Here is a 22,485-nt window from a genome sequence, read left to right as displayed (position 1 = left end):
ACCAACACTGCCGTCCTCACATATTAGTTTCAAATAATATATTTCTAATATACCCATAACCCGATGCTATACCTCACGCTGCGCCACTACGAATACATCTGCGCCGTTGCGCAGCACGGCAGCCTTTCCGCTGCAGCTGAAGCCCTGCATGTCAGCCAGCCCGCCCTCTCGACAGCCCTGGCTCGGATCGAGGACCACCTGGGACATGCACTCTTTGTTCGCCGCCGAGGCGCCCCCCTATCGCTTACCCCGCAGGGGCGCGACTTTGCCAAGGCAGCGCAAAACCTGGTAGATCAGGCCGCCCAACTGGAAGCGCCTGACAATAACAACCCCGCCTTACAGAGCCTGGTCGTCGGCTGCTTTGCGGATCTTGCCCCCTTTGTCCTCGCCCCGGCTCTGCGCTGCCTGCGCGAGACTTTTCCTGAGGTGACCGTAACTGCACGGGCCTTGAATTTCGAGCAGCTCACCACAGGCCTCCTCCAGGGGGAAATTGACCTTGCCGTGACCTATGACTTGGGGCTGGACGCTGGATTTGACCGGCAGGTTATCCACCAGCGCGCGCCTTGGGCACTCTTGCCACCCAGCCATCCGCTGACCGGACACTCTAGCCTGACGCTGACCCAACTGGCAAACGAACCGTTGATCCTGTCGCAGGAAGGGCTATCGGTGCAGCATATGTTGACCCTATTCAAAAGCATTGGCCTGACGCCCCGCATTGCCCATCGCGCCGCCTCACTGGAGGTATTGCGCAGTCTGGCAGCCAATGGCGAGGGGCTTGGCATCAGCTATAGCGCGCCATTGATCACCCAAACCTATGATAGCAAGAGGCTTGTGAACATTCCGATCAGCGATCGCTGCGCGCGCGAACCGGTCATTGTTGCCAGCCATGGCAACCCCAAACCCGGCTCCCCCTTGGCCCGTGCCAAGCACAGGCTATCACAGGCCCTGAGCCAAAGACCCCAATAGCGCGATTAGGTTTTACGCAGACGAATGACCACATCCACCGAGGCAATTTCCATCCCTTCGGGGGCATCCGGCAGGCGCTGGATAACCAATTGATCAGAGGGGGCATCGGTGATCCGATTGCCATCTTCCCAATAGTAATGCGGGTGATCATGGGTATTGGTGTCGAAATAGCTCTTGGAACCATCCACGGTGATTTCCTGCAGCACCCCTGCTTCGCAAAAGGCGCGCAGCGTGTTGTAGACTGTCGCCAACGATACAGCAGTGCCTTTGGTTTTGGCCGCGTCAAACAAGCTCTCGGCAGTGACATGGCGATGGTTACCATCGCCCACCAAAAGCTCCGCCAGGGCAAGCCGCTGACGGGTCGGGCGCAGCCCGGCATCAACCAACCAATTTGTTGCCACGTCTTCGCTGTTTGGCGTCATGTGCGGATCCTGCATCGCGTTGCTATCGATGTTTATACTGCGAATGAATTGCATTTTACAAACAGAATCCCCAGCCTTGGTGAACAGCATCCCCCCCTGCCCGTTTCACCCTCGCCCAGTGCAACAAGGCTCACTGCTCTTGCAGGACCCTTGAGCCGGGTGCTACAGGAAGGAAAAGACATGACACACAATAGGCAGGAGACGCGCCAGCATGGCCGATTACCCCAGCAGCTTTGACAAAGACGATCTGTTGAAATGTGCCCGCGGAGAGCTGTTTGGCCCCGGCAATGCCCAGCTCCCTGCGCCACCCATGTTGATGATGGACCGCATCACCGAGGTCAGCGCCGATGGTGGTGCCCACGGCAAGGGCCATATCCTGGCAGAGTTCGACATCAACCCGGAGCTGTGGTTCTTTGAGTGTCATTTCCCCGGCAACCCCATCATGCCCGGCTGCCTGGGCCTGGATGGTCTGTGGCAGCTGACTGGGTTCAACCTCGGTTGGCGTGGCTGGAAAGGCCGCGGCATGGCCGTTGGCGTTGGTGAGGTCAAACTCACCGGCATGGTCCGCCCTGAGCGCAAGATGCTGACCTATAAGATCGACTTCAAAAAGGCGATCCAGACTCGCCGCCTGACCATGGGCGTGGCAGACGGCATCGTCGAGGCCGATGGCGAGATGATTTATGACGTCAAGGACATGAAGGTCGTTCTCTCCGAGGCGTGATCGCTATTGGATAAGAAAACGCAACAGAGGCCCTTGGGGCCTCTTTTTTATTGCCACAAGCCGATGTCAGCCCAGGCCCAGATCTATGCACTCGCAAGGCTGGGCTCGCGGGTCAGCTCTGGCGGCGCGTGGAAACTGTCACGCCAGGCGACGAGACATAGAATCGGGTCGTCCCTCGTCTCCATTGCATGAGATTGATTGCTTGTATGAAAAGACGTCTGCCCTTCTGACAGGATCTCATCTGGACAGCCTTTGCGTTTGAAAACGGCACTCCCGGACACCACCATGTACATCTCTTCCGCCGGATGATGGTGCCAAGGGTAGTAAAGGCCCGCTGGCATATAGACCATCCAAAGCCGTAACGAATGGGAGAAAAAGGGAGCCTCCTCACCAATGATACAATAGCAGCCGAATCGATCCATGAAGTCGTCACTGATTTCGGTGCCCTTATAGGTTTCGCGCCAATGCGCTACGTCACCCGCCGCAAGAATGGCATCTTGCAGATCGGCATATCTATTCGAATTCAGCTTGCTGTCGCCTTGGAACACGTCTCTGCAATTGCAGTGATGTGGCATTACGCGTTGCTGCGCGACGTCGCTCGGAAAGCCTGCAAAGGCTTGCATCTGGAGGTTTGCACGATAGGCATTTTGCGTGGCCTGCAGCAAATTCTGGAAGATATCATCTTTTGTCATGGCCCGAGATTGAGCAGCTGCAGCGCATTTTCTCTTTCGGAAACGACGCCGAGGTCGGTTTTCAAAGATCTCTGCGACAAATTGCGATGCTCCCAAGCCGCACTATCGCGGTGCCGTCCACAGGACTGCAGGGCGTGGCAGAACCATCGACCCGCCCTGGCCTTGGCGCCATGCCATCTTGCACCTCTGCTTCGCAATGCATACTAAGACATAAGCAATTAAGGGAGTGCACGTATGCGTCGTGTCGTCGTCACCGGTCTGGGGATCGTCTCCTCCATCGGAAACAACACCGAAGAAGTCATCGCCGCGTTGAAGGCGGGGAAATCCGGCATCGTTGCCAGCCCGGAAATGACCGAGCATGGCTTTCGCAGCCAGGTCGCCGGCACGCTGAAGATCGACATCAAGGAACATGTCGACAAACGCGCACTGCGCTTCATGGGGCCAGGTGCCGCCTATGCCCATATCGCCATGAGCCAGGCGATTGCTGATGCGGGCCTCTCTGAGGATCAACTCGTCAATGAGCGCACGGGTCTGGTGGCAGGTTCCGGTGGCCCCTCCACCTCCGCCATGCTGACCGCGCATCAGGTCGTTGCCAAAACTGGCGCCACCAAGCGTATTGGCCCCTTTGCGGTGCCAAAATGCATGTCCTCGACGATTTCGGCCAACCTCGCAACCGCCTTCAAGATCAAGGGCATCAACTATTCCATCACCTCGGCCTGCTCCACCTCGCTGCATTGTATCGGCAATGCCGCCGAGCAGATCATGATGGGCAAGCAGGACGTGATGTTTGCCGGTGGTGGCGAAGAGCTGGACTGGACCCTGTCCTGCCTGTTTGACGCCATGGGTGCGATGTCTTCCAAGAAAAACGACGACCCAGCGGCGGCCAGCCGTGCCTTTGATCAGGACCGCGATGGTTTTGTCATCTCGGGTGGTGGCGGTATTGTGGTGCTGGAAGACCTAGATCACGCGCTGGCGCGCGGTGCCAAGATCTATGCCGAAGTGGTCGGCTATGCCGCCACATCTGATGGTCACGATATGGTTGCCCCATCCGGCGAAGGTGGTGAGCGCGCCATGCGTCTGGCGCTGTCGACCCTGCCCGAGGGCCGGAAAGTCAGCTATATCAACGCCCACGGCACCTCGACCCCGGTTGGCGATGTCGGTGAGGTAGAGGCTGTGCGCCGGGTCTTTGGCGAAGGCCAGACCCCGCCGATCTCTTCGACAAAATCCATGACCGGTCATGCCCAGGGCGCAGCCGGGGCGCTGGAGGCAATCTTTTGCCTGCTGATGCTGGACAATGATTTCATCACCCCTTCGATCAATGTGGACACCCTGGCTGAGGGTATTTTGCCCGGCGAGATTGCCACAGACCTCGTGGAAAACGCAGACCTCGACTGTGTCATGACCAACAGCTTTGGCTTTGGCGGCACCAATGGATCGATGGTTTTGAGCAAATACAAAGGATAACCCGACAATGTCAGGAATTTTGACGGGCAAACGCGGATTGATCATGGGCGTTGCCAATGATCGCTCCATCGCCTGGGGCATTGCTAAGGCCATGGCCGAGGCCGGCGCCGAACTGGCCTTCACCTATCAAGGTGACGCCTTTGGCAAACGCCTGGAACCCCTAGCGCAGAGCGTCGGCAGCGATTTCATGGTGGATGTGGATGTCACCGATGATGCCTCGCTTGATGCGGCCTTTGCGCAATTGAGCGAACGCTGGGACAGCATTGACTTTGTTGTCCACGCCATCGCCTATTCGGACAAATCCGAGCTGACCGGGCGTTTCCTGGACACCAGCCGCGCCAACTTCAAGAACTCGATGGATATCTCGGCCTATTCCTTTATCGAGGTGGCTCGACGGGCCCATCCGATGATGGTCGAAAACGGTGGCACCCTGCTGACCCTGACCTATCAGGGCTCCAACCGCGTGGTGCCCAACTACAATGTCATGGGCGTGGCCAAGGCCGCGCTGGAGAGCGCCACTCGCTACCTGGCCAATGATCTCGGCCCCGAAGGGATCCGCGTCAATGCGATCTCCCCCGGCCCAATGAAGACACTGGCTGGCGCTGCCATTGGCGGCGCGCGCAAGACCTTCAAGCACACGGCACAAAACGCGCCGATGCGCGACAATGCAACGCTTGAGGCCGTTGGCGGCACCGCCGTCTATCTGGCCTCGGATGCAGGCGCCTGCACCAGTGGCGAGATCATTCGCGTCGATGGCGGCTTTCATGTGCTGGGCATGCCCCAGCCGGATCACCTGTAAAACCGCTGCCGCAAGATATCTAAAAAAGGCGCTCCTTCGGGGCGCCTTTTTTGCTCTCCAGGGCTCGCTTAGCCTTACGCCTGTGCCGCCTGCATCTCCTGCACCAGGAGCCGCAGCATATCTCCGCTGGCCATCGGTCGGGAGCGCGCCGCGCCCGTGCCAGCCCATTGCGCACCAAACCCGGCTTCGCCCGCCGATTTGGCAGCCGCGTTCAAGGCTTTGCCCGCATCATAAGCAATAGGATAGTCCGGAATCTGTGCCACGCCCTGCTGCTCGGCCCAGGAGGTAAAATCATTTTTCAGACACCGCGCCGCCCGCCCCGAAATCGCTGCGGTCATGCGGGTTCCCTCCTCTGCAGCTGCAGCCAAGGCCCGCCGATACCCCTGGTCCGCTGCGGTTTCATCACATCCAACAAAAGCGGTGCCCAATTGCGCGGCACTGGCCCCCAATTGCAGCGCTCGCGCGACATCCGCCCCCGTCATCAGCCCACCCGCGGCCACCACCGGGGTTTTTAGACCACAAACCAGGGCAGCGAGCAGTTCAAAAGTTCCGAGCTGCTCATCCGGTGCCGCGGGGTCGAACACGCCGCGATGTCCACCTGCCTCCCAGCCCTGAGCCACCACCGCGTCAACGCCTGCCGCCTCTAGCACCAAACCTTCGGCCAAAGAGGTCGCGGTAGCCATCAAAACTACCCCCTTGGCCTGTAACGCCTGGATCAGATCCAGATCAGGCAGGCCAAAATGGAAACTCACCACGGGCGGCGCTTCCTCCAGCAGCATCTCTTGGGCCGCAGGATCCACACAGAAACTCGTGTAGATCTCCGTCAGAGCCTGAGGCGGTGCCGTATCAAAGCGCGCAAATAGGGGCGCAAGCCGAGCAAGCCATGCCTGCTCTACCGCCGGATCCGCCTGTGCGGGCCGGTGGCAAAACAGATTTACGTTGAAAGGTCTGTCAGTCAGCGCGCGGGTCGCCCGGATCATCTCGCGGGCCTGCGCGGGCGCGGCGGCACCGAGGCCCAGCGCCCCCAGACCTCCGGCCTCGCTGACAGCCGCAGCCATCGCAGGCGTGCTAACCCCAGCCATAGGGGCCTGAAAAATTGGCCAGTCCAGACCAATGCGCCCTGTGATACCCTGCCCCTGCATGATCTGCCCTCCTGCTGTCACTGCCCCCAACAGATCCGCAAGCCAGCCTCAAAGGCAAGACAAAGAAAAAGGGCCAGTGTTTCTACTGACCCTTTCCCAATTCACCAGGTCTCTGATCAGTTGATCAAGACCAGCTCAATATCAAAATTCAGATCCTTGCCCGCCAGTGGATGGTTGGCGTCCAGGGTCACAGTGGCGTCGGTCACTTCGACCACGGTCACCGGCAACACATGGCCTTCGGGGCTTTGCATTTGCAGCTGTGTGCCCAGCTCCAGTGGGATATCATCAGGGATGCCCTCCCGCGGGATCGCCTGACGAGCCTCAGGGTTCAGCGGTCCATAGGCATCCGCTGATGGGATTTCGAGCCGTTTCTTGTCTCCAACAACCATGCCCGGCAGACCAGCGTCCATGCCTGCAATGACCTGACCAGAGCCCACGGTGAACTCCAGCGGATCCCGCCCTTCGGAGCTGTCAAAGACAGACCCATCTGTCAGAGTACCCGTGTAGTGAATGCGGACGGTATCGCCGTTTTTTACCTCGGTCATGTGACCTCCAGTCTATGTATAGGTTACAGTGGCCGGCACCCTACAGATCCAAGGCGCGAAGTAAAGGCACAGGTGCCTTTTGGCCCCGCCTGACCCCGGCAAATAAGGGTCCCGCCCTGTGGGTCTCTGAGATCTGAGCCAGAATTGTACCAATCACAAGTTCGCGCTTTGCGCCCGCCCCAAGCCCGTGACAGGATGCCCCAAAGGGAGACTGCAATGCCGATCACCACCTGTGTTTTTGACGCCTATGGCACGTTGTTTGATGTTGCCGCCGCCGCCCGTCAGGCCGCTGCCGAGCCCGAGTTTCCGCATCTGCAGGACAATTGGGCGGTCTTGGCCAACCATTGGCGCTTAAAGCAGCTGCAATATACATGGCTGCGCGCCATCACCGATGCGCACTGCGGTTTCTGGCAGGTCACCCAGGACGGGCTGGACTGGGCGCTGGAGGCCACGGGACTTGCCGGAGACCCCAAGCTGCGCCAAAGACTGTTGGATTTATACTGGGAGCTTCAGGCCTATCCAGAAGTCCCCGCTATGCTGAGCGCTCTAAAAGACGCCGGGATGAACTTGGCGATCCTGTCCAATGGCTCTCCCGACATGCTGGATGGAGCGGTACAATCCGCCGGGATTGGATCGCTTTTGAACGATGTTTTGTCAGTCGAAAGCGTTGGCATCTTCAAGCCCGACCACAGGGTCTATGACCTGGTGGGTCAACGGTTCAACTGCCAAAAGGACGAGGTGCTCTTTGTCTCCTCCAACGGCTGGGATGCGGCAGGGGCGGCGGGCTATGGGTTCACCACCGCCTGGGTCAATCGCGCTGCCGAGCCCGTTGATCGCCTGCCCTGGGTTCCGGACCATATTCTGTCGGACCTCACCTCCATCCCTGACCTTGCCAAAGCCTGAGACACCATAGACATGAGCCATTTCACCACTTCGGACGGGCTGTCGCTGTTTTACCACGAAAGCGGCAACCCAACAGGCAGGCCGCTGATTTGCCTGGCAGGCCTCACGCGGGAAAGCCGGGATTTTCGCTATTTCCTCCCCCATGCCCGGCAGTATCGCGTGATTGCGCTGGACGCACGCGGGCGCGGAGAATCCGACCGCGACCCAGAGTTCAGCAACTACAACGTGCCGCGCGAGGCCCAGGACGTGCTGGAGCTGATGGATCATCTCTCCCTTCCCAAGGCCGCGTTCCTTGGCACCTCGCGCGGGGGGATGGTGGCCATGATGCTGGCCGCCAGCGCCAAGTCGCGCCTTTTGGCGGTGATCCTCAACGATGTCGGCCCGGTCATTCCAACCGATGGCATCGACCGCATTATGCAATATGTCGGCCGCCGCCCCGCCGCCAAAACCCATGCACAGGCCGCCGAAACCTTGATGGCGCTGATGGGACCTGCCTTTGGCGATGTGCCCGCCCAACGCTGGCGTGAAGAGGTCGAAACCTTCTATGACGCCAGTGATGACGGCCTGCAGCTGCGCTATGATCCCCAGCTTCGCGATGCATTGCTGGCGCAGGCAGATGCGGGACCAGTGCCGGATCTCTGGCCCTTGTTCATGGCATTGGAGGGTCTGCCCTGCGGTGTCATCCGGGGCGTCAATTCGGATGTGCTGAGCCAAGAGACCTATCAGGAAATGCAAGAGCGCCTACCAACGATCCAGGCCATGGAGCTCGCCAATCGCGGCCATGTTCCCTTCCTCGATGAACCCCAATCCCTTTCCCTTATTCATTCCGTTTTGGAGTCTCTTTGATGTCATCCTTTGAAATGATCCAGGCCGCTGCTAAGCGGTTGCAGGGCCATGCCCGCCTCACACCGATGCTTTCCTCTCCCTTTCTGGATGAGATCGCCGGACGTCGCCTTTTGGTCAAGGCTGAGTGCCTGCAACACACAGGTTCCTTTAAGTTTCGCGGCGGTTGGGCGGCAATCTCGGCCCTTTCCGACGCCGAGAAATCACGCGGTGTTCTGGCCTATTCCAGTGGCAACCACGCCCAGGGCGTTGCCGCTGCGGCCAAGGCCCACGAGGTCACGGCAGTGATCCTGATGCCCGCCGATGCGCCGAGCCTCAAGATCGAAAACACCCGCGCACTAGGCGCCGAAGTCGTGCTCTATGATCGCGTCGGAGGAGAGGACCGCAGCGCCATCGGTCGAGACCTGGCACAGAAACGTGGCCTCACCCTGATCAAACCCTATGACGAGCCGCAGGTGATCGCCGGTCAGGGCAGCGTTGGCCTGGAAATCGCCGAACAAGCCAGAGCCGAAGGCGTTTGCGAAGCCGACGTGCTGATCTGTTGTGGCGGCGGCGGCCTCACCAGTGGTGTGGCACTGGCACTGGAGGGCACAGCCCCCGGATTGCGCGTGCGCCCAGCTGAGCCAGAACGATTTGATGATGTCACCCGTTCCTTGGCCAGTGGGCAGATCGAAAGCAATGCAGAAATCTCTGGATCAATCTGCGACGCGATCCTCACCCCCTCCCCTGGGGAAGTCACTTTTCCTGTGCTCAAACGCCTTTGTGGTCCCGGGGTGGTCGTCACCGAAGAAGATGCCCTACGCGCCATGGCCTTGGCCTTTCTACGGCTCAAGATCGTGCTGGAACCTGGCGGTGCAGTTGCTCTCGCCGCTGCTCTGTTCCACTCGGATAACATCAAAGGCGATGCGGTGATTGCCGTGGCAACCGGCGGAAATGTTGATGCCGCTCTGTTCCAACAGGCTCTCAGCCGCTATGCTTGACCCCAGAAGGCCTCTATTCATCTGACGGAGTTCGTCATGAGCCGCTTTACTATCGCCTCCTTCAACGTCAAAAACTTGATCGGGCCGGATCAGGAGTACTACCGCTTCCAAAGCTACACCCCAGAGGAATATGCTTGGAAGTCAGACTGGATGGCCGACCAGATCCTGACCCTGGACGCAGACATTGTCGGCTTTCAGGAGATTTTTGAGGAAGAGCCCTTGCGGGAAGTGATCGCGGAGGCTGATGCCCGTGGCATTCAGGCCAACGCAGCCACGGTGCCGGACCGCTCCAAACGTTACCACCGCAAGGCCATTTTTCGAAAACTTGCCTATGGTCCTTATGGCGATGCGGGTCTCGCCTTTGCCCCGAATGTAAATGACAGCGGAAAACCGGGTCAGCGCCGCCCCGGCCTGGCCATCCTGTCACGCTTTGGCTTTGTCGGCACGCCCGAGGTGATCCAGGAGCTGGACCCGCCGTTGGACATCCCCATGTCCCACCTGGGCGGCGAGGACGAAGCAGGCCACTACACCCTGCGCTGCCTGTCGCGCCCGATCCTCAAGGCGCGCATTCCCATCAACGGTCAGATTGTCACCGTCTTCAACTGCCATCTGAAATCAAAACTGGGCGAATTCATCACACCGCCTGGCGCAGCCCAGCCCCCCGAAACCGTGCTGACCGCCTATGATCCGGCAGGGCGCGCGCTCGGGGCGCTGCGCGCGGCCCTGCGGCGCATGGGTGAGGCCTGGGTTCTGCGCCGCGCTATTTTGGACGAACTGGAACAGGACCGCCCCGTGCTGGTGCTGGGAGATTTCAACGACGGCGAACATGCAGTCAGCAGCGAAATCATCTCGGGCGAGGTGCCTTTTCGGAATTACTCCTGGATGCTGCGCCACGACGCGAAACATGGCAGCGACCGCTATAGCCGCCAAGAAAACGCAGCAATCCAAGAGGCCGTCGACAAAGTCCGCCTGCGTTCGGCGGAGAAGATCTTCCTCAAACGCTCCCTGCGGGATGTGGTCTATACAACCGCCTTTGGTGGCGTGCATGAAAGCATCGACCAGATCTACATGTCGCGCCACTTTGACCCCGCCTGGAAAGAGGCCACCGGAAAAATGCACTACTTCAGTGTGTTCAACGATCATCTAACCGATGGCAGCCACCCCGAGGCGCCCTATAACAAGCTTGCATCGGATCACGGCCAGATCATGGCCCATATGGAGCTTGCAACCGAGCGATCTCCGGAGTGAGCAAGGGCTGGCTCTGAGCGGGCTTTACCCTGCCGAGGCAGCCCCTTAGATTGCGCCAAAGATCTACCGGAGAGACCACATGCAGATCGCAGATCTGGGCGATGCCCAGCTTCACTACCGTATTGACGGTGACCCCGAGGGCGCGCCTATTGTCTTTGCCAACTCTTTGGGCACCGATTTGCGTGTCTGGGACGCGGTGGTGGAGCGTCTGCCTGCGGGACTGAAAATAATCCGCTATGACAAACGCGGCCATGGGCTGTCCTCTTGCCCGCCTGCGCCCTATTCTATGGGCGCACTGGTGCGAGACGCCGAACGCCTGCTGGATCATCTGGAGGTGCGGGATTGCGTCTTTGTCGGACTGTCGATTGGCGGCATGATTGCACAGGGGCTCGCCGTCAAACGGCTGGATATGGTGCGGGCGCTGGTCTTGTCCAACACCGCCGCCAAGATGGGCACCGCCGAGATGTGGCAGGCACGGGTCAAGACCGTCACTAAAGAGGGTATTGAACCTTTGGCGGATAGTGTGATGGAACGCTGGTTTGGCCGCGATTTCCGCGCTACACCCGAGCTGCAGCTCTGGCGCAATATGCTGGTACAACAATCCCGCATCGGCTACGCCGGGTGCTGCGCAGCCATTGCAGGCACGGATTTCTACACCCCGACCAGCGGGCTGCGGCTGCCCTGCCTTGGCATCGCCGGTTCCGAGGATGGCGCCTCGCCGCCGGATCTGGTGCGCGAAACTGTTGATCTGATCCCCGGCAACCAGTTCCACCTGATCCGCCGCGCCGGTCATATTCCCTGTGTTGAGAAACCGGACGAATATGCCGAGCGCCTGACCCAATTCCTGCAAGAGACCGGACATATTGGCTGATTTCCTCCTGATCCACGGATCCTGCCACGGGGCCTGGTGCTGGCGTGACGTGATCCCCGCCCTTGAAGCCCTAGGCCATAGCGCCCGCGCCATTGATCTGCCCGGTCATGGCGATCACCGCGCCCCCGCCACCGTCACTTTGCAGCAAACCGCGGAGGCCATTGCTGCAGCCTCCACCCCTGAAACCATCGTGCTTGGGCACTCCTGGGCGGGTTTTCCCATTTCCGCCGCCGCAGAGATTGCTCCTGGCACCATGCGGGGGCTGATCTACCTCTGTGCCTATGTTCCCCTCTCTGGTCAGTCGCTGATCGAGATGCGCAAGGCGGGTCCACGGCAGACCATCGGCACGGCGGCCATCAAGGCTCAGGATGGCCACAGCTACAGAATTGACCCGGCCGAGGCCCCACGCCTGTTCTATCAGGACTGCCCTCCCGAAGCCGTAGAATATGCCCTGCCGCGGCTCTGCGCCCAACCCATCCTGCCGCAGGACACGCCCCTGCAGCTGGGCCAGACTTGGCAGGACACTCCCAAAGCCTATATCCGCTGCACCAAGGACCAGACCATCCCGCCCGAGTATCAGGCGCAGATGGTGGCGGATTGGCCGCGCAACACTGTACACGAGATGCACTGCTCTCATTCGCCCTTTTTCGCCGACCCAAAGGGTCTGGCGGATCTCATTGGGCAAATCGCAAAGGACTTCTGAATGGCGGGATCCGTCTTTGACAGCCAGATCTATGGCGACCTCTTCACTTCGGGCGACGTCGGTCGCCTGTTCACGGATACCGCAGAGGCCCGCGCCATGTTGCTGGTCGAAGGGGCCCTGGCCCGCGCCCAGGGGGCGGCCGGTGTGATCCCGCAAGACAGCGCCGCCGCCATCGGCCGCGCGGTGATGGAAGTGGCTCTGGACCCCGGCAGCCTGCGCAAGCCCACAGGGCAAAACGGCGTGCCAGTGCCAGGGCTGATCGCCGCTTTTCGCGCCGAGATGAACGCGCCGGAACATGCGCAATATGTACATTGGGGAGCCACATCGCAGGACATCATGGACAGCGCCCTGATGCTGCGTCTGCGTCAGGCCCTGGCCCTGATCGAAGACGACCTGAAGCTGGTGCTCGCCGCCCTGGCAAAACTGGCGGAGAGCCACGCCAGCCTGCCCATGCCCGCGCGCACCTATGGCCAACACGCGACCCCCACCAGCTTTGGCGCTATTGCCGCCTCTTGGGGAATGCCGCTTTTGGCTCTGGTCGGTGAATTGGAAGAGCTGCGCAGCGCTTGCCTTTTGATGTCTCTCTCCGGCGCGGCTGGCACTTCGGGTGCTTTGGGCCCCAAAGGCGGGACAGTGCGCGCCGAGATGGCCAAGGCACTGGGGCTGAGCGACCCTGAGCGCAGCTGGCATACGGACCGCTCCCCCGTCCTGCGCCTGATGGACTGGATGGTACGGGTCAACCTGGCACTGGGCAAATTGGGCGAAGACTGTATCGCTCTGGTGCAAACCGGCATTGGAGAGATCTCGCTGGGCGGAGCTGGGGCCTCTTCGACCATGCCGCAGAAACAAAACCCTGTGGCCCCCTCTGCCCTGGTAGCGCTGGCGCGCCAGGGCTCCGGGTTGCTGGCGATCCTGCATGGCAGCGCCCTGCATCAACATCAGCGCGATGGCGCCGCCTGGTTCAGCGAATGGCTTTGCCTGCCGCAGATTGTGCTGGGCGCTGCCAGTGCCGCCCGCACCGCCCGCGATCTTTGTGCCGGGATCAGCCCCAATGCCCCGGCAATAGCGGCGGCACTGGCCTCTGGGCTCGATATGATCCATGCCGAAGCGTTGAGCTTTGCCCTGGCGGGCGAAATGCCCCGCCCCGAAGCTCAGGCCGCTGTCAAGCTGCTGTGCCGCGAAGCCGGGGACAGCAATACACCCCTCGGTCAATTGGTGGCGCGGGACTATCCGCAGCTCGATGTCGCCGCCCTGTTTGATCCGCTGTCTCAGATGGGGAATGCCCCAGCGGAAGCCTTGCGTTTCAGCAAGAAAGTGGCGGAACTGGCGGCCAGTTAACCAAGCCCTCCTGATGGCGCAGCGCAGCACCATGCCTGCGCCATCAGGGGATACCGCCCCAAGGAAAACGACACCCATGCGCCTGCCATTGTTCTTTGTTCTGGCCACAGTGATGATTGATGCCATGGGGATCGGTCTGATCATGCCGATCATGCCCAACCTTCTGCTCGAAGTGCAGGGGGGCAGCCTGGCGGATGCGGCGATCTGGGGGGGCATTCTCAGCACCGCCTTTGCCGTGATGCAGTTCCTGTTTAGCCCGGTTCTTGGCTCGCTCTCGGATGCGCTGGGTCGGCGGCCAGTCTTGCTGATTTCGCTCCTGGTGATGACGCTGGACTATCTGGTCATGGCGCTGGCAGGCTCGCTTTGGCTGTTGCTGGTGGGGCGCATTGTCGGCGGCATCACCGCCGCCACCCATGCCACTGCTGGTGCCTATATTGCCGATATCTCCAAACCGGCAGAGAAAGCCGCCAATTTTGGCCTGCTGGGCGCCGCCTTTGGCGCAGGCTTTGTGCTCGGACCACTACTGGGCGGCGTTCTTGGAGAGCTGGGCACCCGCGCGCCGTTCTATGCCGCAGCGATTTTGGCAGGGCTGAACTTCACCCTCGGCTGGTTCGTCATGCGCGAGACTGTCACCGATGAAACCCGCCGTGCCTTTGACTGGCGGCGTGCCAACCCGTTGGGGGCCTTTCGCGCCATGGCCCGCATTCCAGGCATTACCGGTTTGCTTTGGGTCTATTTCCTCTATTCGGTTGCGATCTATGTCTATCCCGCGATCTGGGCCTATTTCACCGCTGAGCAGTTTGGCTGGCAACCCCGGATGATCGGGATATCGCTCGCCGTATATGGCATCTGTATGGCTGTGGTTCAGGGCGGATTGCTGCGGTACTTGGTCCGCTGGATTGGGGAGCGTCGCACGGTGCTCTGGGGACAGATTTTCGACTTTGGCGCCTTTGGAATCCTGGCAGTGATCAGCAGCGGCTCATTGGCCCTTTTGCTGATCCCGATTTCGGCTTTGGGCGCGGTCGTGCAACCTGCTTTGCAGGGGCTGATGTCACGCGCCGTCGCGGATAACCAACAGGGGGAGCTGCAGGGGGTGATGACAGCCGTACATGCCCTGGCCATGGTAATTTCACCGCTGATGATGACAACCACCTTTGCATTGTTTTCCGATCCGGAGACCGCCTATTTCCTGCCCGGCGCGCCCTTTGTTCTGGCGCTGATTTTGATGGGAATCGGGGCTTTGGTGTTCTTACGCAGCCGCTCTTCCGTGACGTAAAACAACTGCTCTCTAGCTGTTTCCGCCTTGCGACGGAGGGCCTCGCGGGCCACCGTGAAGTCAAACAGCCGGGAGAACACCATGCAAACCATCAAAGCCGCCGTCTGCCATGCCTATGGCGAACCCCTTGTCATTGAAGAGGTGCAATTGGCTGATCCCCGCATGGGAGAAGTCGAAGTCTCGCTGGATGCCGTTGCCATTTGCCACAGCGACATTTCCTTTGCTGAAGGCGCCTGGGGCGGCCATCTGCCTGCCGTCTATGGCCATGAGGCCGCCGGGGTCATCAGTAAGCTTGGCGCAGGGGTCAGCGACTTTGCGATTGGCGACAGCGTTGTGGTCACCCTCATCCGCTCCTGTGGCAGCTGTCCCAGCTGCGCCGGGGGCAAGCCCACCATCTGCGAAACCCCCTATGACACGGTCAAAGCCGGGCCGCTCAAAACCGCCGAAGGCGCCCCTTTGATGCAGGCCATGGCCTGTGGGGCCTTTGCGGAAAAGGTGGTGGTGGACCAGCGCCAAATCGTGAAAATTCCCGACAGCCTCAGCAAGGAAGCGGCGGCGCTGATCTCTTGTGGGGTCATTACCGGCGTCGGCGCGGCGGTGAATGCCGCCGGGCTGCGTGCGGGCCAGGACGTTGTGGTGATTGGCGCAGGCGGTGTTGGCCTGAACGCCATCCAGGGCGCGCGCATTGCCGGTGCCCGCCGTATCGTTGCCGTCGACATGACCGAAGAAAAGCTGGAGATCGCCAAGGAATTTGGCGCCACGGATGGGGTGCTGGGGAATTTGAAAGCCCCCTGGAAAGCCGCCTTCAAAGCGCTGGGGGGAAAGGGCGCCGATGTGGTGCTGGTCACTGTTGGCGCCATACCCGCCTATGAACAGGCGCTGCGCTACCTGGGCTATGGCGGCAAGGCGGTTATGATCGGCATGCCACATTCCGGCCAAAAGGCCAGCTATGAGCCGGTGATCATGGCGGCTGTGGGCCAGGGCATGATCGGGTCCAAGATGGGCGATGTGGTCATTCAACGCGACATCCCCTGGATGGTGGATCTCTATGAGCAGGGCCGCCTGAAACTGGATGAGCTGATCTCGGGGCGCTGGAGTCTGGAGCAGATCAACGAGGCGATTGCCGATACAAAGACTGGTAGTGCCAAGCGGAATGTGATTCTGTTCAACCGAACCGAATAATCACGGAGCGTTCCTGGTGCTGCACTTTCTGATCAGCCTGTTCAAACCCAAACCCGCCGAGGCCCCGCCGATCAGCTCAGAAACCTCGATGAATTTTGACGGCGCCGAGGTCGCGCCCTTTCTGAACAGGCTGGCAGAGAATCCGCGTTTTACCCTGCCACGGGGTTTTGCTGCAGCCATCACCCAGGCGCTACCGGATCTGGCAATAGATGAAACCCGGCGTTGGCGCATTGACGGCGACTTTGATGGCGGAGCCATGCGGCTGGAGATCCAGATCTTCATGGATGACATTGACGCCCCCGACATCAGCTTCTTCAGCTCTGCCGAAGTGGTGGCTGAAATCGACATGGCTCTGAGACAACTCGACGGTTGAGACAAGGACGGATCACATGAAACTGCAGGACCTCGAGATCATCGTAACTGCCCCGCCTGCGCCCGGCTGGGGTGGGCGCTACTGGATCCTGGTCAAAGTGACCACGGACAGCGGCATTACGGGCTGGGGCGAATGCTATGCTTCCTCCATTGGGCCCGAAGCCATGAAAGTGGTGATCGAGGATGTTTTTCAGCGCCACATGGCAGGCGAAAACCCCGAAAACATCGAATTGATGTTTCGTCGGGTCTATTCCTCTGGCTTTACCCAGCGCCCCGATCTGACAGTCATGGGGGCCTTTTCAGGGCTCGAGATCGCCTGCTGGGATATTCTGGGCAAGGACCGCGATCGACCAGTCCATGCGCTCATCGGCGGGCGCATGAATGACCGCATTCGCGCCTATACCTACCTCTACCCCCTGCCCCATCACGACATGGTTGAATTCTGGATCTCGCCAGAGCTGGCCGCTGAATCTGCCGCTGAAATGGTCCGCCAGGGCTATACCGCCATCAAATTCGACCCGGCAGGCCCCTATACAATGCGCGGCGGCCATATGCCTGCCATGCGTGACATCACCCTGTCAGTGGCGTTTTGCAAGGCCATCCGTGGGGCTGTGGGGGACAGGGCGGATCTGCTGTTTGGCACCCATGGGCAGTTCAACACCGCAGGCGCAATCCGTCTGGGCCAGGCGCTGGAACCCTATGCACCGCTCTGGTTCGAAGAGCCGACCCCGCCAGACAACATCGAAGACATGGCTCGCGTTGCCCGAAACGTGCGCATCCCTGTCGCCATGGGGGAACGCATGACCACAAAGTCGGAATTTGCCGCCGTGCTGCGCGCCGGGGCGGCCGAAATTTTGCAACCTGCCCTGGGCCGTGCCGGTGGCATCTGGGAGATGAAAAAGGTCGCCGCTCTGGCTGAGGTGTTTAACGCGCAACTGGCACCGCATCTTTATGCGGGACCAGTGGAATGGGCGGCCAACATCCAGCTGGCGGCCTCAATTCCCAATATCCTGATGGCAGAATGTATCGAGACCCCCTTTCACGACGCGTTGATCCGGAGCAGCCTGCGTGTAGAAGAGGGCTTTATCACCGTGCCCGACACAGCGGGACTAGGTATTGAAGTCGATGAAGCCCTTGCCCGCGCGCATCCCTTTACTGGCGCCGATCTGCACTTGAACATGCGCGAGGAAGCCTGCGATTACCAACAAGGCAACCATTTTGCCGGTGGTGCACCACCGCTTGAAGCCTGACCCTGTAAGGAACCGCGCACAGGGGGGTGACTTTCCTGCGGGAAATGAGGCAATATGGTCCGATGACCCACCGCAGGATGTTGGATACGTGACCCTTCAGACCCCAGAGACCACTGCTACGGCAACAGAGGCAACAGAGACTGGCTTCCACCCGGAAACACCTCTCGACATGGCCGAACGCGCCGCCGAAGCTGCCGCTTTTCTCAAAACGTTGGCCCATGAGGGTCGGCTGATGATTCTGTGCCATCTGGGGGCCGGGGAGAAATCGGTGGGCGCGCTGGAAGCTCTGCTGGATATGCGTCAGGCCGCTGTCAGTCAGATGCTGGCGCGACTGCGGGACGAGGGGCTGGTGCAGACGCGCCGCGAGGGGAAGACCATTTATTACTCGCTGAAGGACCGCAACACGCAAGAGCTCATCGCTCTGCTTTATCGTCAGTTCTGCGACCCAAGCTAGACCACCAACCTCTTCCAGTCAGGCTCCTCCGGCGTCAGACCCGCGAGCGCATCTGGCGATGATGCGCGTCGTTAAACTTATGGCTCTGCGGCAGGCACTGCCAAGGCATGCCTTGATCTGTGGCCGCGGGCGCGGATCAGTTCCCGACGTAGCCGGACACCACCTGCAGCAGCTTAAAGGCCGTATTTGCATCATTTTCGACCACGGCCAGGAACTCCTCCTCACCAATCCGCAGGCAGGTCAATTCGCTCTCAGCGATCATGCTCAACGCCCGTGGCTCCTTGCGGATGAGCCCCAGCTCACCCACCAGCTTGCCCGGTCCAACCGAAGTGATTCTGCGATCCTCCCGACCGTCTTGCGGCAAGAACAGCCCGGCCTCGCCCTCGAGGATCATATAGACACCATCGCTGGCAACATCATCCTTGAGAAACACCGCATCCCCGGCCTGGGCCGAATACCAGCGCGCCCCAAAGGCCAGCAGCCGCAGCTGCCGTCGGTTCAAGCCGGAAAACAGTTCGGTCTGCTCCAAGGCCCGCAGCTTACGGGCCAGATCCTGGCTTGCGGCGCTGTCTTCGGCCACTGTTTCATGGGGATCATCACTGACCAGCCTGCCCTGGCGCAGCTCGTAAAAGGCGTCAAAAACATCTGCCCGCTCGAAAGTCGCCTCCAGATAGACCAGCGTGGTCTCGGGCAAGAGGCGGCGCAGGTTCTTGTGCACTGCGATCCGTGTCTCCAGATCATAGCTGGAGAAAGCCGAATCCAAGAGCAGGATATCGGGGCGCTTGATCGTCGCACGGGCAAAAGCCAGTGGCTCGGCATAGCTGGCAGGCAAGCCCTGCCCCCCCAAAGCAATCGGCAGATCAAAGATCAGCTCGACCACCATGTCCCGGGCGCCATTGTCGATCAAAACCTGCGACACCAAGCGCCGCAGTTCATCCCCACGCGCGCCGGAGCTGTCCGAAATCTTGCCGAACAACGCGTTTTCCAACACGGTCAACCCGGGGGCGAATTCTGCTTCATCCAGCCTGACAAAAACATCCGACAGGGTGCCCAATAGCTCATCTGCATGGCTCTTGCGGAAGGCGAGAATACGCGCTTTCATCTCATCCGTGAAAGCCGGGCCAATCTGTTCGGCCGAGATGCTGAAGGGCACTACCATCAATTGCGCCAGCTCATCGTGCTCCAGAACCTCAGCCCCCTTGCTCCGCGTCTTGTCGACCAGCGCGGAGGCGCGCTCATAGGCTTTGGGGTCAAGGCCCAGCTTGCGAAAAAGCGGATGATCCGTGCCATCCATGCCAAAAATCTGCCGCAGGATATCCACCACGTCCTGCGTCAAGGTCACCAAATCGTCAACCAGTTTCAGCTCGCGCAAGCGGTCCAGAAAATCCACATGTTCGCGCAGCATATCCTCGGAGACCGGGGCGCGAAGCGTTGCATAGAGCAGGTTTTCCGCCACAGGCAGGGCCGGGTTATATTCATCCCGAGCCAAGCCGTGGACCTGGCTGCCCAGATCCGCATCAATCACAGCGGCGCGCACTTTGGGACGTAGATCTACCAGGCTTTGCGCCAGGCGCGGATGCTGCATGCTGTCAAAGCTCTGCTCCATGCCCCGCCGGAACAAGGCACTGTCGGTGCCGATCCCGGCCAGCAACTGCACCCACCAATCGCGCAGATCGTGCTCGCTGGCAAACCCCGCAAGCGCCGGGTCCAGCCAGGGCGCATCATAGGGGTCCGAGCTGTTGCCGGCCTGCTGCGCCGCCAGAAAGCGCGCCGCGTCTTGGGCGCTGCCCTTGGGGCGATGACGCATCGGCATCATCACGTTGTCGCCAAAAGATCCCTGAAACAGCACCGGGCGCGAGGTCACATGGCCAATCCGCAGCGCCAGAACCGCCTGATGCAGATCGCGCAGATCCTGACCGGAGATCGTTACCTGCCCGGCCGAGGGCAGAACCTCACGTGTCAGTAGCTCCGCCATCGCACGCCTGTCTTCTTCAGAGGGCGCAGCAATGCCAATGACCTGCCCCGCAGGCAGGTTTGCATTCAGATCTTCCAGCACCAGATTACCATCTGCATCCCGCACATTGACCGATTTGAGCGTCACATCGCCCTTTAGATGCACCAGCTCTTCTGGTTCGCCAGACATCAGCTCTTCACGGACCATGCCTGTGGGGGCAAAGCGCTCGAGGATCACATCCCAGCGCAGGGCCATATCCTGGGTTTGATTGTAGTAGGCCAGCAGTTCTTTCCAGGGTGAGGCAAGATCTTTGTAGGCGGCCAGTGCCGCCACCAGCGCCCCAAGCGAGACTTCTCCCTGAAGCACCAGATAGCCGCCAACGGCATAAAAGAAAAAGGGCGTTAGATTGGTGATGAAGTTGTTGAGGAACTTCATGAAGAACTTTTTCTGGTAGATCTGAAACCGGATATCGTAAAGCCGCCCCAGCCTGTCCGTGATCACCGCCATCCGGTAGCGCCAGCCGCCATTGATGCGCAGGGTCGCAGCGCCCGCAGCGCTTTCACCGATCTCTGAAGCAAGCGCCCGCACTTGATGAATGCGGGTCTTGTTCAACAGGTTTATCTGGCGCTGCAACATCGGGATCAACCAGCCCTGCAAAGGGATCAACGCCACCGCAGCCAACCCAAACCAGGGGCTTTGGGTAAAGAGGAAAAACAGGATAGTCAGCATCTGTCCGGCTTGCAGCACCGGCTGGCTGACCGCATCCCCCATCAAGCCTCCCATCGGCTCGCTCTCAGAGGTGATCATCGAGACCAGCTCCCCCTGGCTGACCCGCTCGAAATAGGGCTGCGGAAAGCGCAAAACCCGCGCGATCATCTGATAGCGAAAGCGCCGCAACATGCGCTCGGCCAGCACCCCCTTCATGGTATTGATACGCATCTTCAGCAGGCCATGCGCCAGAACTGCAACCAGAAAACCAGCACAAAGAATCCACAGGTAATCAAGCTTTTCGACTGAGTAGCCAAATAGTTCAATACGATCACTCTGCGCCCCAATGGCGTCATTGATGATCCGTTTGGGCAATTCCAACGTCAGATACAGCAGTGGGAACAGACAGGCAGTGACCAACAGCAGAACAACTTGGTCGCGTTTGGAATATTTCCAGATAAAACGAAACAGAGAAGGTTCTATGGGAGAGCTCCAACTTTGGCTGCAGCAAAACAGATGCCCTATGCCTAGCGCGGTTTGCACCTGACAGGCAATGGCTGAACACCTGCCCGCATGTGATGAAGTTCACTGTCCCGTTACGGCATCCCTGCTACACAGTATTTGCCAGCCAGAGAAAAACCCGTATGGTTTCGGGTATTGATATCAGGGGAATGCCTTTGCCAGGACTTGTCGGATCCGTGTTGATTTTGCTCTGCCTTTTGCAGATCAAACATCTTTTTGCCGACTTCTTTTTGCAGACCCCCAAAATGCTGTCAGGCCGGGACGAATACCTGCACGCCGGGCGCGCGCAACACGCCGGTGTTCACGCGCTGTTTTCCGTTGTGGTCTTCGTCCTGATGGGGGCCTCGGTCGGCTTTATTCTGCTGATCTGCTTCCTGGAGTGGGTGGTGCATTTCCATATTGATTACGGCAAGGCGCATTACTCCGAAAAGAAAGATCTCAACCCGCAGCAAGCCTCCTTTTGGCGCGCCATGGGAACCGATCAATGCCTGCATCAGCTCAGCTATATCGCCATGACTGCCGCCTGGGTTAAGTGCTTCGCCTGCTAACCCCGCTCTCAAGACCTCCCCTGACAGGGGCCTGCCTATGCGGCCCGTCAGGTCAGCCTGACAGTACCACGGGTTGATCACGTTTGATCGTGCGCAGAACAACATTGGTTTGCGCGCTGGCAACCGCAGGCAGGCGAAACAGGAATTCTTCCAGAAACCGGTTATAGGCTTCCAGATCCGGGGCAAGCACGCGCAATTGATAGTCAGACTGCCCGGTCGTGGCATAACACTCCTGCACCAACGGACTCAGTTCAACTGCCCGGATGAACTCGGTCAGTTTTTCCGGGTCATGGCGGGTGAGCTGCACATGCACGATGGCCTGAAACCCCAGCCCCATGGCCGGTGCATTGACCACTGCGCCATAGCGCTCGATCACCCCGGTCTCCTCCAATGCGCGCACCCGGCGCCACAGCGCCGAAGGCGACATGCCCACCCTGTCGGAAAGCTCGGCATTCGAGATGCGAGAATCTTCCTGCAATAGTCGCAAAATATTGCGGTCGCGGTCGTCCAGAGGCTGCATTTCTGTAAATTTATCCTAAACCAGCATTGATGATGGTCAATATATCCAAATCAGATCTCAAA

Annotated in this window: 23 protein-coding genes; 17 read left to right on the top strand and 6 right to left on the bottom strand. The window is 59.9% G+C overall.

Translation table 11 applies throughout. The features are described 5' to 3' along the window. Positions 1–63: 63 nt before the first annotated feature. Positions 64–966, top strand: coding sequence for a LysR family transcriptional regulator (locus AN476_RS02595; protein ID WP_054459297.1), 903 nt, complete (start codon positions 64–66; stop codon positions 964–966). 5 nt (positions 967–971) lie between these two features. On the opposite strand, the gene irr is transcribed toward AN476_RS02595, so the two are convergent. Then, complete coding sequence (gene irr, locus AN476_RS02590; protein ID WP_054459461.1) at positions 972–1,388, bottom strand: Fur family transcriptional regulator Irr; 417 nt, start codon at positions 1,386–1,388, stop codon at positions 972–974. A 211-nt stretch (positions 1,389–1,599) separates the two neighbouring features. Here irr and fabA point away from each other — a divergent pair, with 211 nt between their 5' ends. Beyond that, complete coding sequence (gene fabA, locus AN476_RS02585) at positions 1,600–2,109, top strand: bifunctional 3-hydroxydecanoyl-ACP dehydratase/trans-2-decenoyl-ACP isomerase (protein ID WP_054459294.1); 510 nt, start codon at positions 1,600–1,602, stop codon at positions 2,107–2,109. Between the two features lie 83 nt (positions 2,110–2,192). On the opposite strand, the gene AN476_RS02580 is transcribed toward fabA, so the two are convergent. Further along, complete coding sequence (locus tag AN476_RS02580) at positions 2,193–2,801, bottom strand: dimethylsulfonioproprionate lyase family protein (protein WP_054459291.1); 609 nt, start codon at positions 2,799–2,801, stop codon at positions 2,193–2,195. 234 nt (positions 2,802–3,035) lie between these two features. Between AN476_RS02580 and fabB the strand changes: the two genes are divergently transcribed. Then, complete coding sequence (gene fabB / locus AN476_RS02575; RefSeq protein WP_054459289.1) at positions 3,036–4,265, top strand: beta-ketoacyl-ACP synthase I; 1,230 nt, start codon at positions 3,036–3,038, stop codon at positions 4,263–4,265. Positions 4,266–4,272: 7 nt separating this feature from the next. Continuing rightward, positions 4,273–5,064: an enoyl-ACP reductase gene (locus AN476_RS02570; RefSeq protein ID WP_054459286.1), complete on the top strand. Its 792-nt coding sequence runs from the start codon at positions 4,273–4,275 to the stop codon at positions 5,062–5,064. A gap of 74 nt (positions 5,065–5,138) precedes the next feature. Here the strand turns inward: AN476_RS02570 and AN476_RS02565 are convergent, their stop codons facing one another. Beyond that, the gene (locus AN476_RS02565) at positions 5,139–6,206 is read right to left on the bottom strand and encodes a nitronate monooxygenase family protein (protein WP_054459285.1); all 1,068 of its coding nucleotides are present in this window, start codon (positions 6,204–6,206) and stop codon (positions 5,139–5,141) included. 116 nt (positions 6,207–6,322) lie between these two features. Then, a complete protein-coding gene (locus tag AN476_RS02560) occupies positions 6,323–6,751 on the bottom strand; it encodes a peptidylprolyl isomerase (protein ID WP_054459282.1) in 429 nt (142 codons plus the stop codon). A gap of 216 nt (positions 6,752–6,967) precedes the next feature. Between AN476_RS02560 and AN476_RS02555 the strand changes: the two genes are divergently transcribed. From AN476_RS02555 to AN476_RS02500, 12 genes are all read left to right on the top strand, one after another. After that, positions 6,968–7,654 (top strand): haloacid dehalogenase type II, encoded by a 687-nt coding sequence (locus tag AN476_RS02555; protein ID WP_054459280.1) that lies wholly within the window; start codon positions 6,968–6,970, stop codon positions 7,652–7,654. Between the two features lie 12 nt (positions 7,655–7,666). Next, on the top strand, positions 7,667–8,500 hold the full coding sequence (locus AN476_RS02550) for an alpha/beta fold hydrolase (protein WP_054459278.1): 834 nt from the start codon (positions 7,667–7,669) through the stop codon (positions 8,498–8,500). Continuing rightward, the gene (locus AN476_RS02545; RefSeq protein ID WP_009811050.1) at positions 8,500–9,477 is read left to right on the top strand and encodes a threonine/serine dehydratase; all 978 of its coding nucleotides are present in this window, start codon (positions 8,500–8,502) and stop codon (positions 9,475–9,477) included. Before AN476_RS02550 ends, AN476_RS02545 begins: the two co-directional genes overlap by 1 nt. Before the next feature lie 36 nt (positions 9,478–9,513). Then, the gene (locus tag AN476_RS02540) at positions 9,514–10,725 is read left to right on the top strand and encodes an endonuclease/exonuclease/phosphatase family protein (RefSeq protein ID WP_054459276.1); all 1,212 of its coding nucleotides are present in this window, start codon (positions 9,514–9,516) and stop codon (positions 10,723–10,725) included. A 79-nt stretch (positions 10,726–10,804) separates the two neighbouring features. Then, a complete protein-coding gene (gene pcaD / locus AN476_RS02535; protein ID WP_054459274.1) occupies positions 10,805–11,596 on the top strand; it encodes a 3-oxoadipate enol-lactonase in 792 nt (263 codons plus the stop codon). Continuing rightward, positions 11,589–12,299, top strand: coding sequence for an alpha/beta fold hydrolase (locus AN476_RS02530; RefSeq protein WP_054459272.1), 711 nt, complete (start codon positions 11,589–11,591; stop codon positions 12,297–12,299). The genes pcaD and AN476_RS02530 overlap by 8 nt, the downstream gene beginning before the upstream one ends. Further along, positions 12,300–13,637 carry a lyase family protein gene (locus AN476_RS02525; protein WP_054459271.1) on the top strand — a complete coding sequence of 446 codons (1,338 nt, stop codon included), beginning with the start codon at positions 12,300–12,302 and terminating at the stop codon, positions 13,635–13,637. It abuts the gene before it with no gap. 76 nt (positions 13,638–13,713) lie between these two features. Further along, the gene (locus tag AN476_RS02520) at positions 13,714–14,913 is read left to right on the top strand and encodes a TCR/Tet family MFS transporter (RefSeq protein ID WP_054459268.1); all 1,200 of its coding nucleotides are present in this window, start codon (positions 13,714–13,716) and stop codon (positions 14,911–14,913) included. Between the two features lie 81 nt (positions 14,914–14,994). Then, on the top strand, positions 14,995–16,095 hold the full coding sequence (locus tag AN476_RS02515; protein ID WP_054459265.1) for a Zn-dependent alcohol dehydrogenase: 1,101 nt from the start codon (positions 14,995–14,997) through the stop codon (positions 16,093–16,095). A gap of 16 nt (positions 16,096–16,111) precedes the next feature. Continuing rightward, the gene (locus tag AN476_RS02510) at positions 16,112–16,468 is read left to right on the top strand and encodes a hypothetical protein (RefSeq protein ID WP_054459263.1); all 357 of its coding nucleotides are present in this window, start codon (positions 16,112–16,114) and stop codon (positions 16,466–16,468) included. Positions 16,469–16,484: 16 nt separating this feature from the next. Continuing rightward, positions 16,485–17,717, top strand: coding sequence for a mandelate racemase/muconate lactonizing enzyme family protein (locus AN476_RS02505; RefSeq protein ID WP_054459261.1), 1,233 nt, complete (start codon positions 16,485–16,487; stop codon positions 17,715–17,717). Between the two features lie 88 nt (positions 17,718–17,805). Next, entirely contained in the window at positions 17,806–18,171 is a 366-nt protein-coding gene (locus tag AN476_RS02500; RefSeq protein WP_371257275.1) for an ArsR/SmtB family transcription factor, read from the top strand. Between the two features lie 136 nt (positions 18,172–18,307). On the opposite strand, the gene AN476_RS02495 is transcribed toward AN476_RS02500, so the two are convergent. Continuing rightward, positions 18,308–21,259, bottom strand: a complete 2,952-nt coding sequence (locus AN476_RS02495; protein WP_253279824.1) for an ABC transporter transmembrane domain-containing protein — start codon at positions 21,257–21,259, stop codon at positions 18,308–18,310. A gap of 245 nt (positions 21,260–21,504) precedes the next feature. On the opposite strand from AN476_RS02495, the gene AN476_RS02490 reads away from it, so the two are divergent. Next, a complete protein-coding gene (locus AN476_RS02490; protein WP_054459257.1) occupies positions 21,505–21,903 on the top strand; it encodes a DUF3307 domain-containing protein in 399 nt (132 codons plus the stop codon). A gap of 52 nt (positions 21,904–21,955) precedes the next feature. On the opposite strand, the gene AN476_RS02485 is transcribed toward AN476_RS02490, so the two are convergent. Beyond that, positions 21,956–22,423 carry an Lrp/AsnC family transcriptional regulator gene (locus AN476_RS02485; RefSeq protein WP_054459255.1) on the bottom strand — a complete coding sequence of 156 codons (468 nt, stop codon included), beginning with the start codon at positions 22,421–22,423 and terminating at the stop codon, positions 21,956–21,958. Positions 22,424–22,485 lie beyond the last annotated feature (62 nt).

The sequence above is a fragment of the Phaeobacter sp. 11ANDIMAR09 genome, from assembly GCF_001294455.1.
Taxonomy (GTDB): Bacteria; Pseudomonadota; Alphaproteobacteria; order Rhodobacterales; family Rhodobacteraceae; genus Pseudophaeobacter.
The sequence above is the reverse complement of the archived record's forward strand: the minus strand, read 5'-3'. Positions and strand labels throughout refer to the sequence as shown.

Bases quoted from the DNA above. Each gene is read 5' to 3' on its own strand.
- AN476_RS02540 (WP_054459276.1), top strand. From the start codon at position 9,514: ATGAGCCGCTTTACTATCGCCTCCTTCAACGTCAAAAACTTGATCGGG.
- AN476_RS02580 (WP_054459291.1), bottom strand. From the start codon at position 2,801: ATGACAAAAGATGATATCTTCCAGAATTTGCTGCAGGCCACGCAAAAT.
- AN476_RS02525 (WP_054459271.1), top strand. From the start codon at position 12,300: ATGGCGGGATCCGTCTTTGACAGCCAGATCTATGGCGACCTCTTCACT.
- fabA (WP_054459294.1), top strand. From the start codon at position 1,600: ATGGCCGATTACCCCAGCAGCTTTGACAAAGACGATCTGTTGAAATGT.
- pcaD (WP_054459274.1), top strand. From the start codon at position 10,805: ATGCAGATCGCAGATCTGGGCGATGCCCAGCTTCACTACCGTATTGAC.
- AN476_RS02565 (WP_054459285.1), bottom strand. From the start codon at position 6,206: ATGCAGGGGCAGGGTATCACAGGGCGCATTGGTCTGGACTGGCCAATT.
- AN476_RS02490 (WP_054459257.1), top strand. From the start codon at position 21,505: ATGCCTTTGCCAGGACTTGTCGGATCCGTGTTGATTTTGCTCTGCCTT.
- AN476_RS02560 (WP_054459282.1), bottom strand. From the start codon at position 6,751: ATGACCGAGGTAAAAAACGGCGATACCGTCCGCATTCACTACACGGGT.
- AN476_RS02555 (WP_054459280.1), top strand. From the start codon at position 6,968: ATGCCGATCACCACCTGTGTTTTTGACGCCTATGGCACGTTGTTTGAT.
- AN476_RS02520 (WP_054459268.1), top strand. From the start codon at position 13,714: ATGCGCCTGCCATTGTTCTTTGTTCTGGCCACAGTGATGATTGATGCC.
- AN476_RS02485 (WP_054459255.1), bottom strand. From the start codon at position 22,423: ATGCAGCCTCTGGACGACCGCGACCGCAATATTTTGCGACTATTGCAG.
- AN476_RS02595 (WP_054459297.1), top strand. From the start codon at position 64: ATGCTATACCTCACGCTGCGCCACTACGAATACATCTGCGCCGTTGCG.
- AN476_RS02505 (WP_054459261.1), top strand. From the start codon at position 16,485: ATGAAACTGCAGGACCTCGAGATCATCGTAACTGCCCCGCCTGCGCCC.
- AN476_RS02545 (WP_009811050.1), top strand. From the start codon at position 8,500: ATGTCATCCTTTGAAATGATCCAGGCCGCTGCTAAGCGGTTGCAGGGC.
- AN476_RS02570 (WP_054459286.1), top strand. From the start codon at position 4,273: ATGTCAGGAATTTTGACGGGCAAACGCGGATTGATCATGGGCGTTGCC.
- AN476_RS02515 (WP_054459265.1), top strand. From the start codon at position 14,995: ATGCAAACCATCAAAGCCGCCGTCTGCCATGCCTATGGCGAACCCCTT.
- fabB (WP_054459289.1), top strand. From the start codon at position 3,036: ATGCGTCGTGTCGTCGTCACCGGTCTGGGGATCGTCTCCTCCATCGGA.
- AN476_RS02550 (WP_054459278.1), top strand. From the start codon at position 7,667: ATGAGCCATTTCACCACTTCGGACGGGCTGTCGCTGTTTTACCACGAA.
- irr (WP_054459461.1), bottom strand. From the start codon at position 1,388: ATGACGCCAAACAGCGAAGACGTGGCAACAAATTGGTTGGTTGATGCC.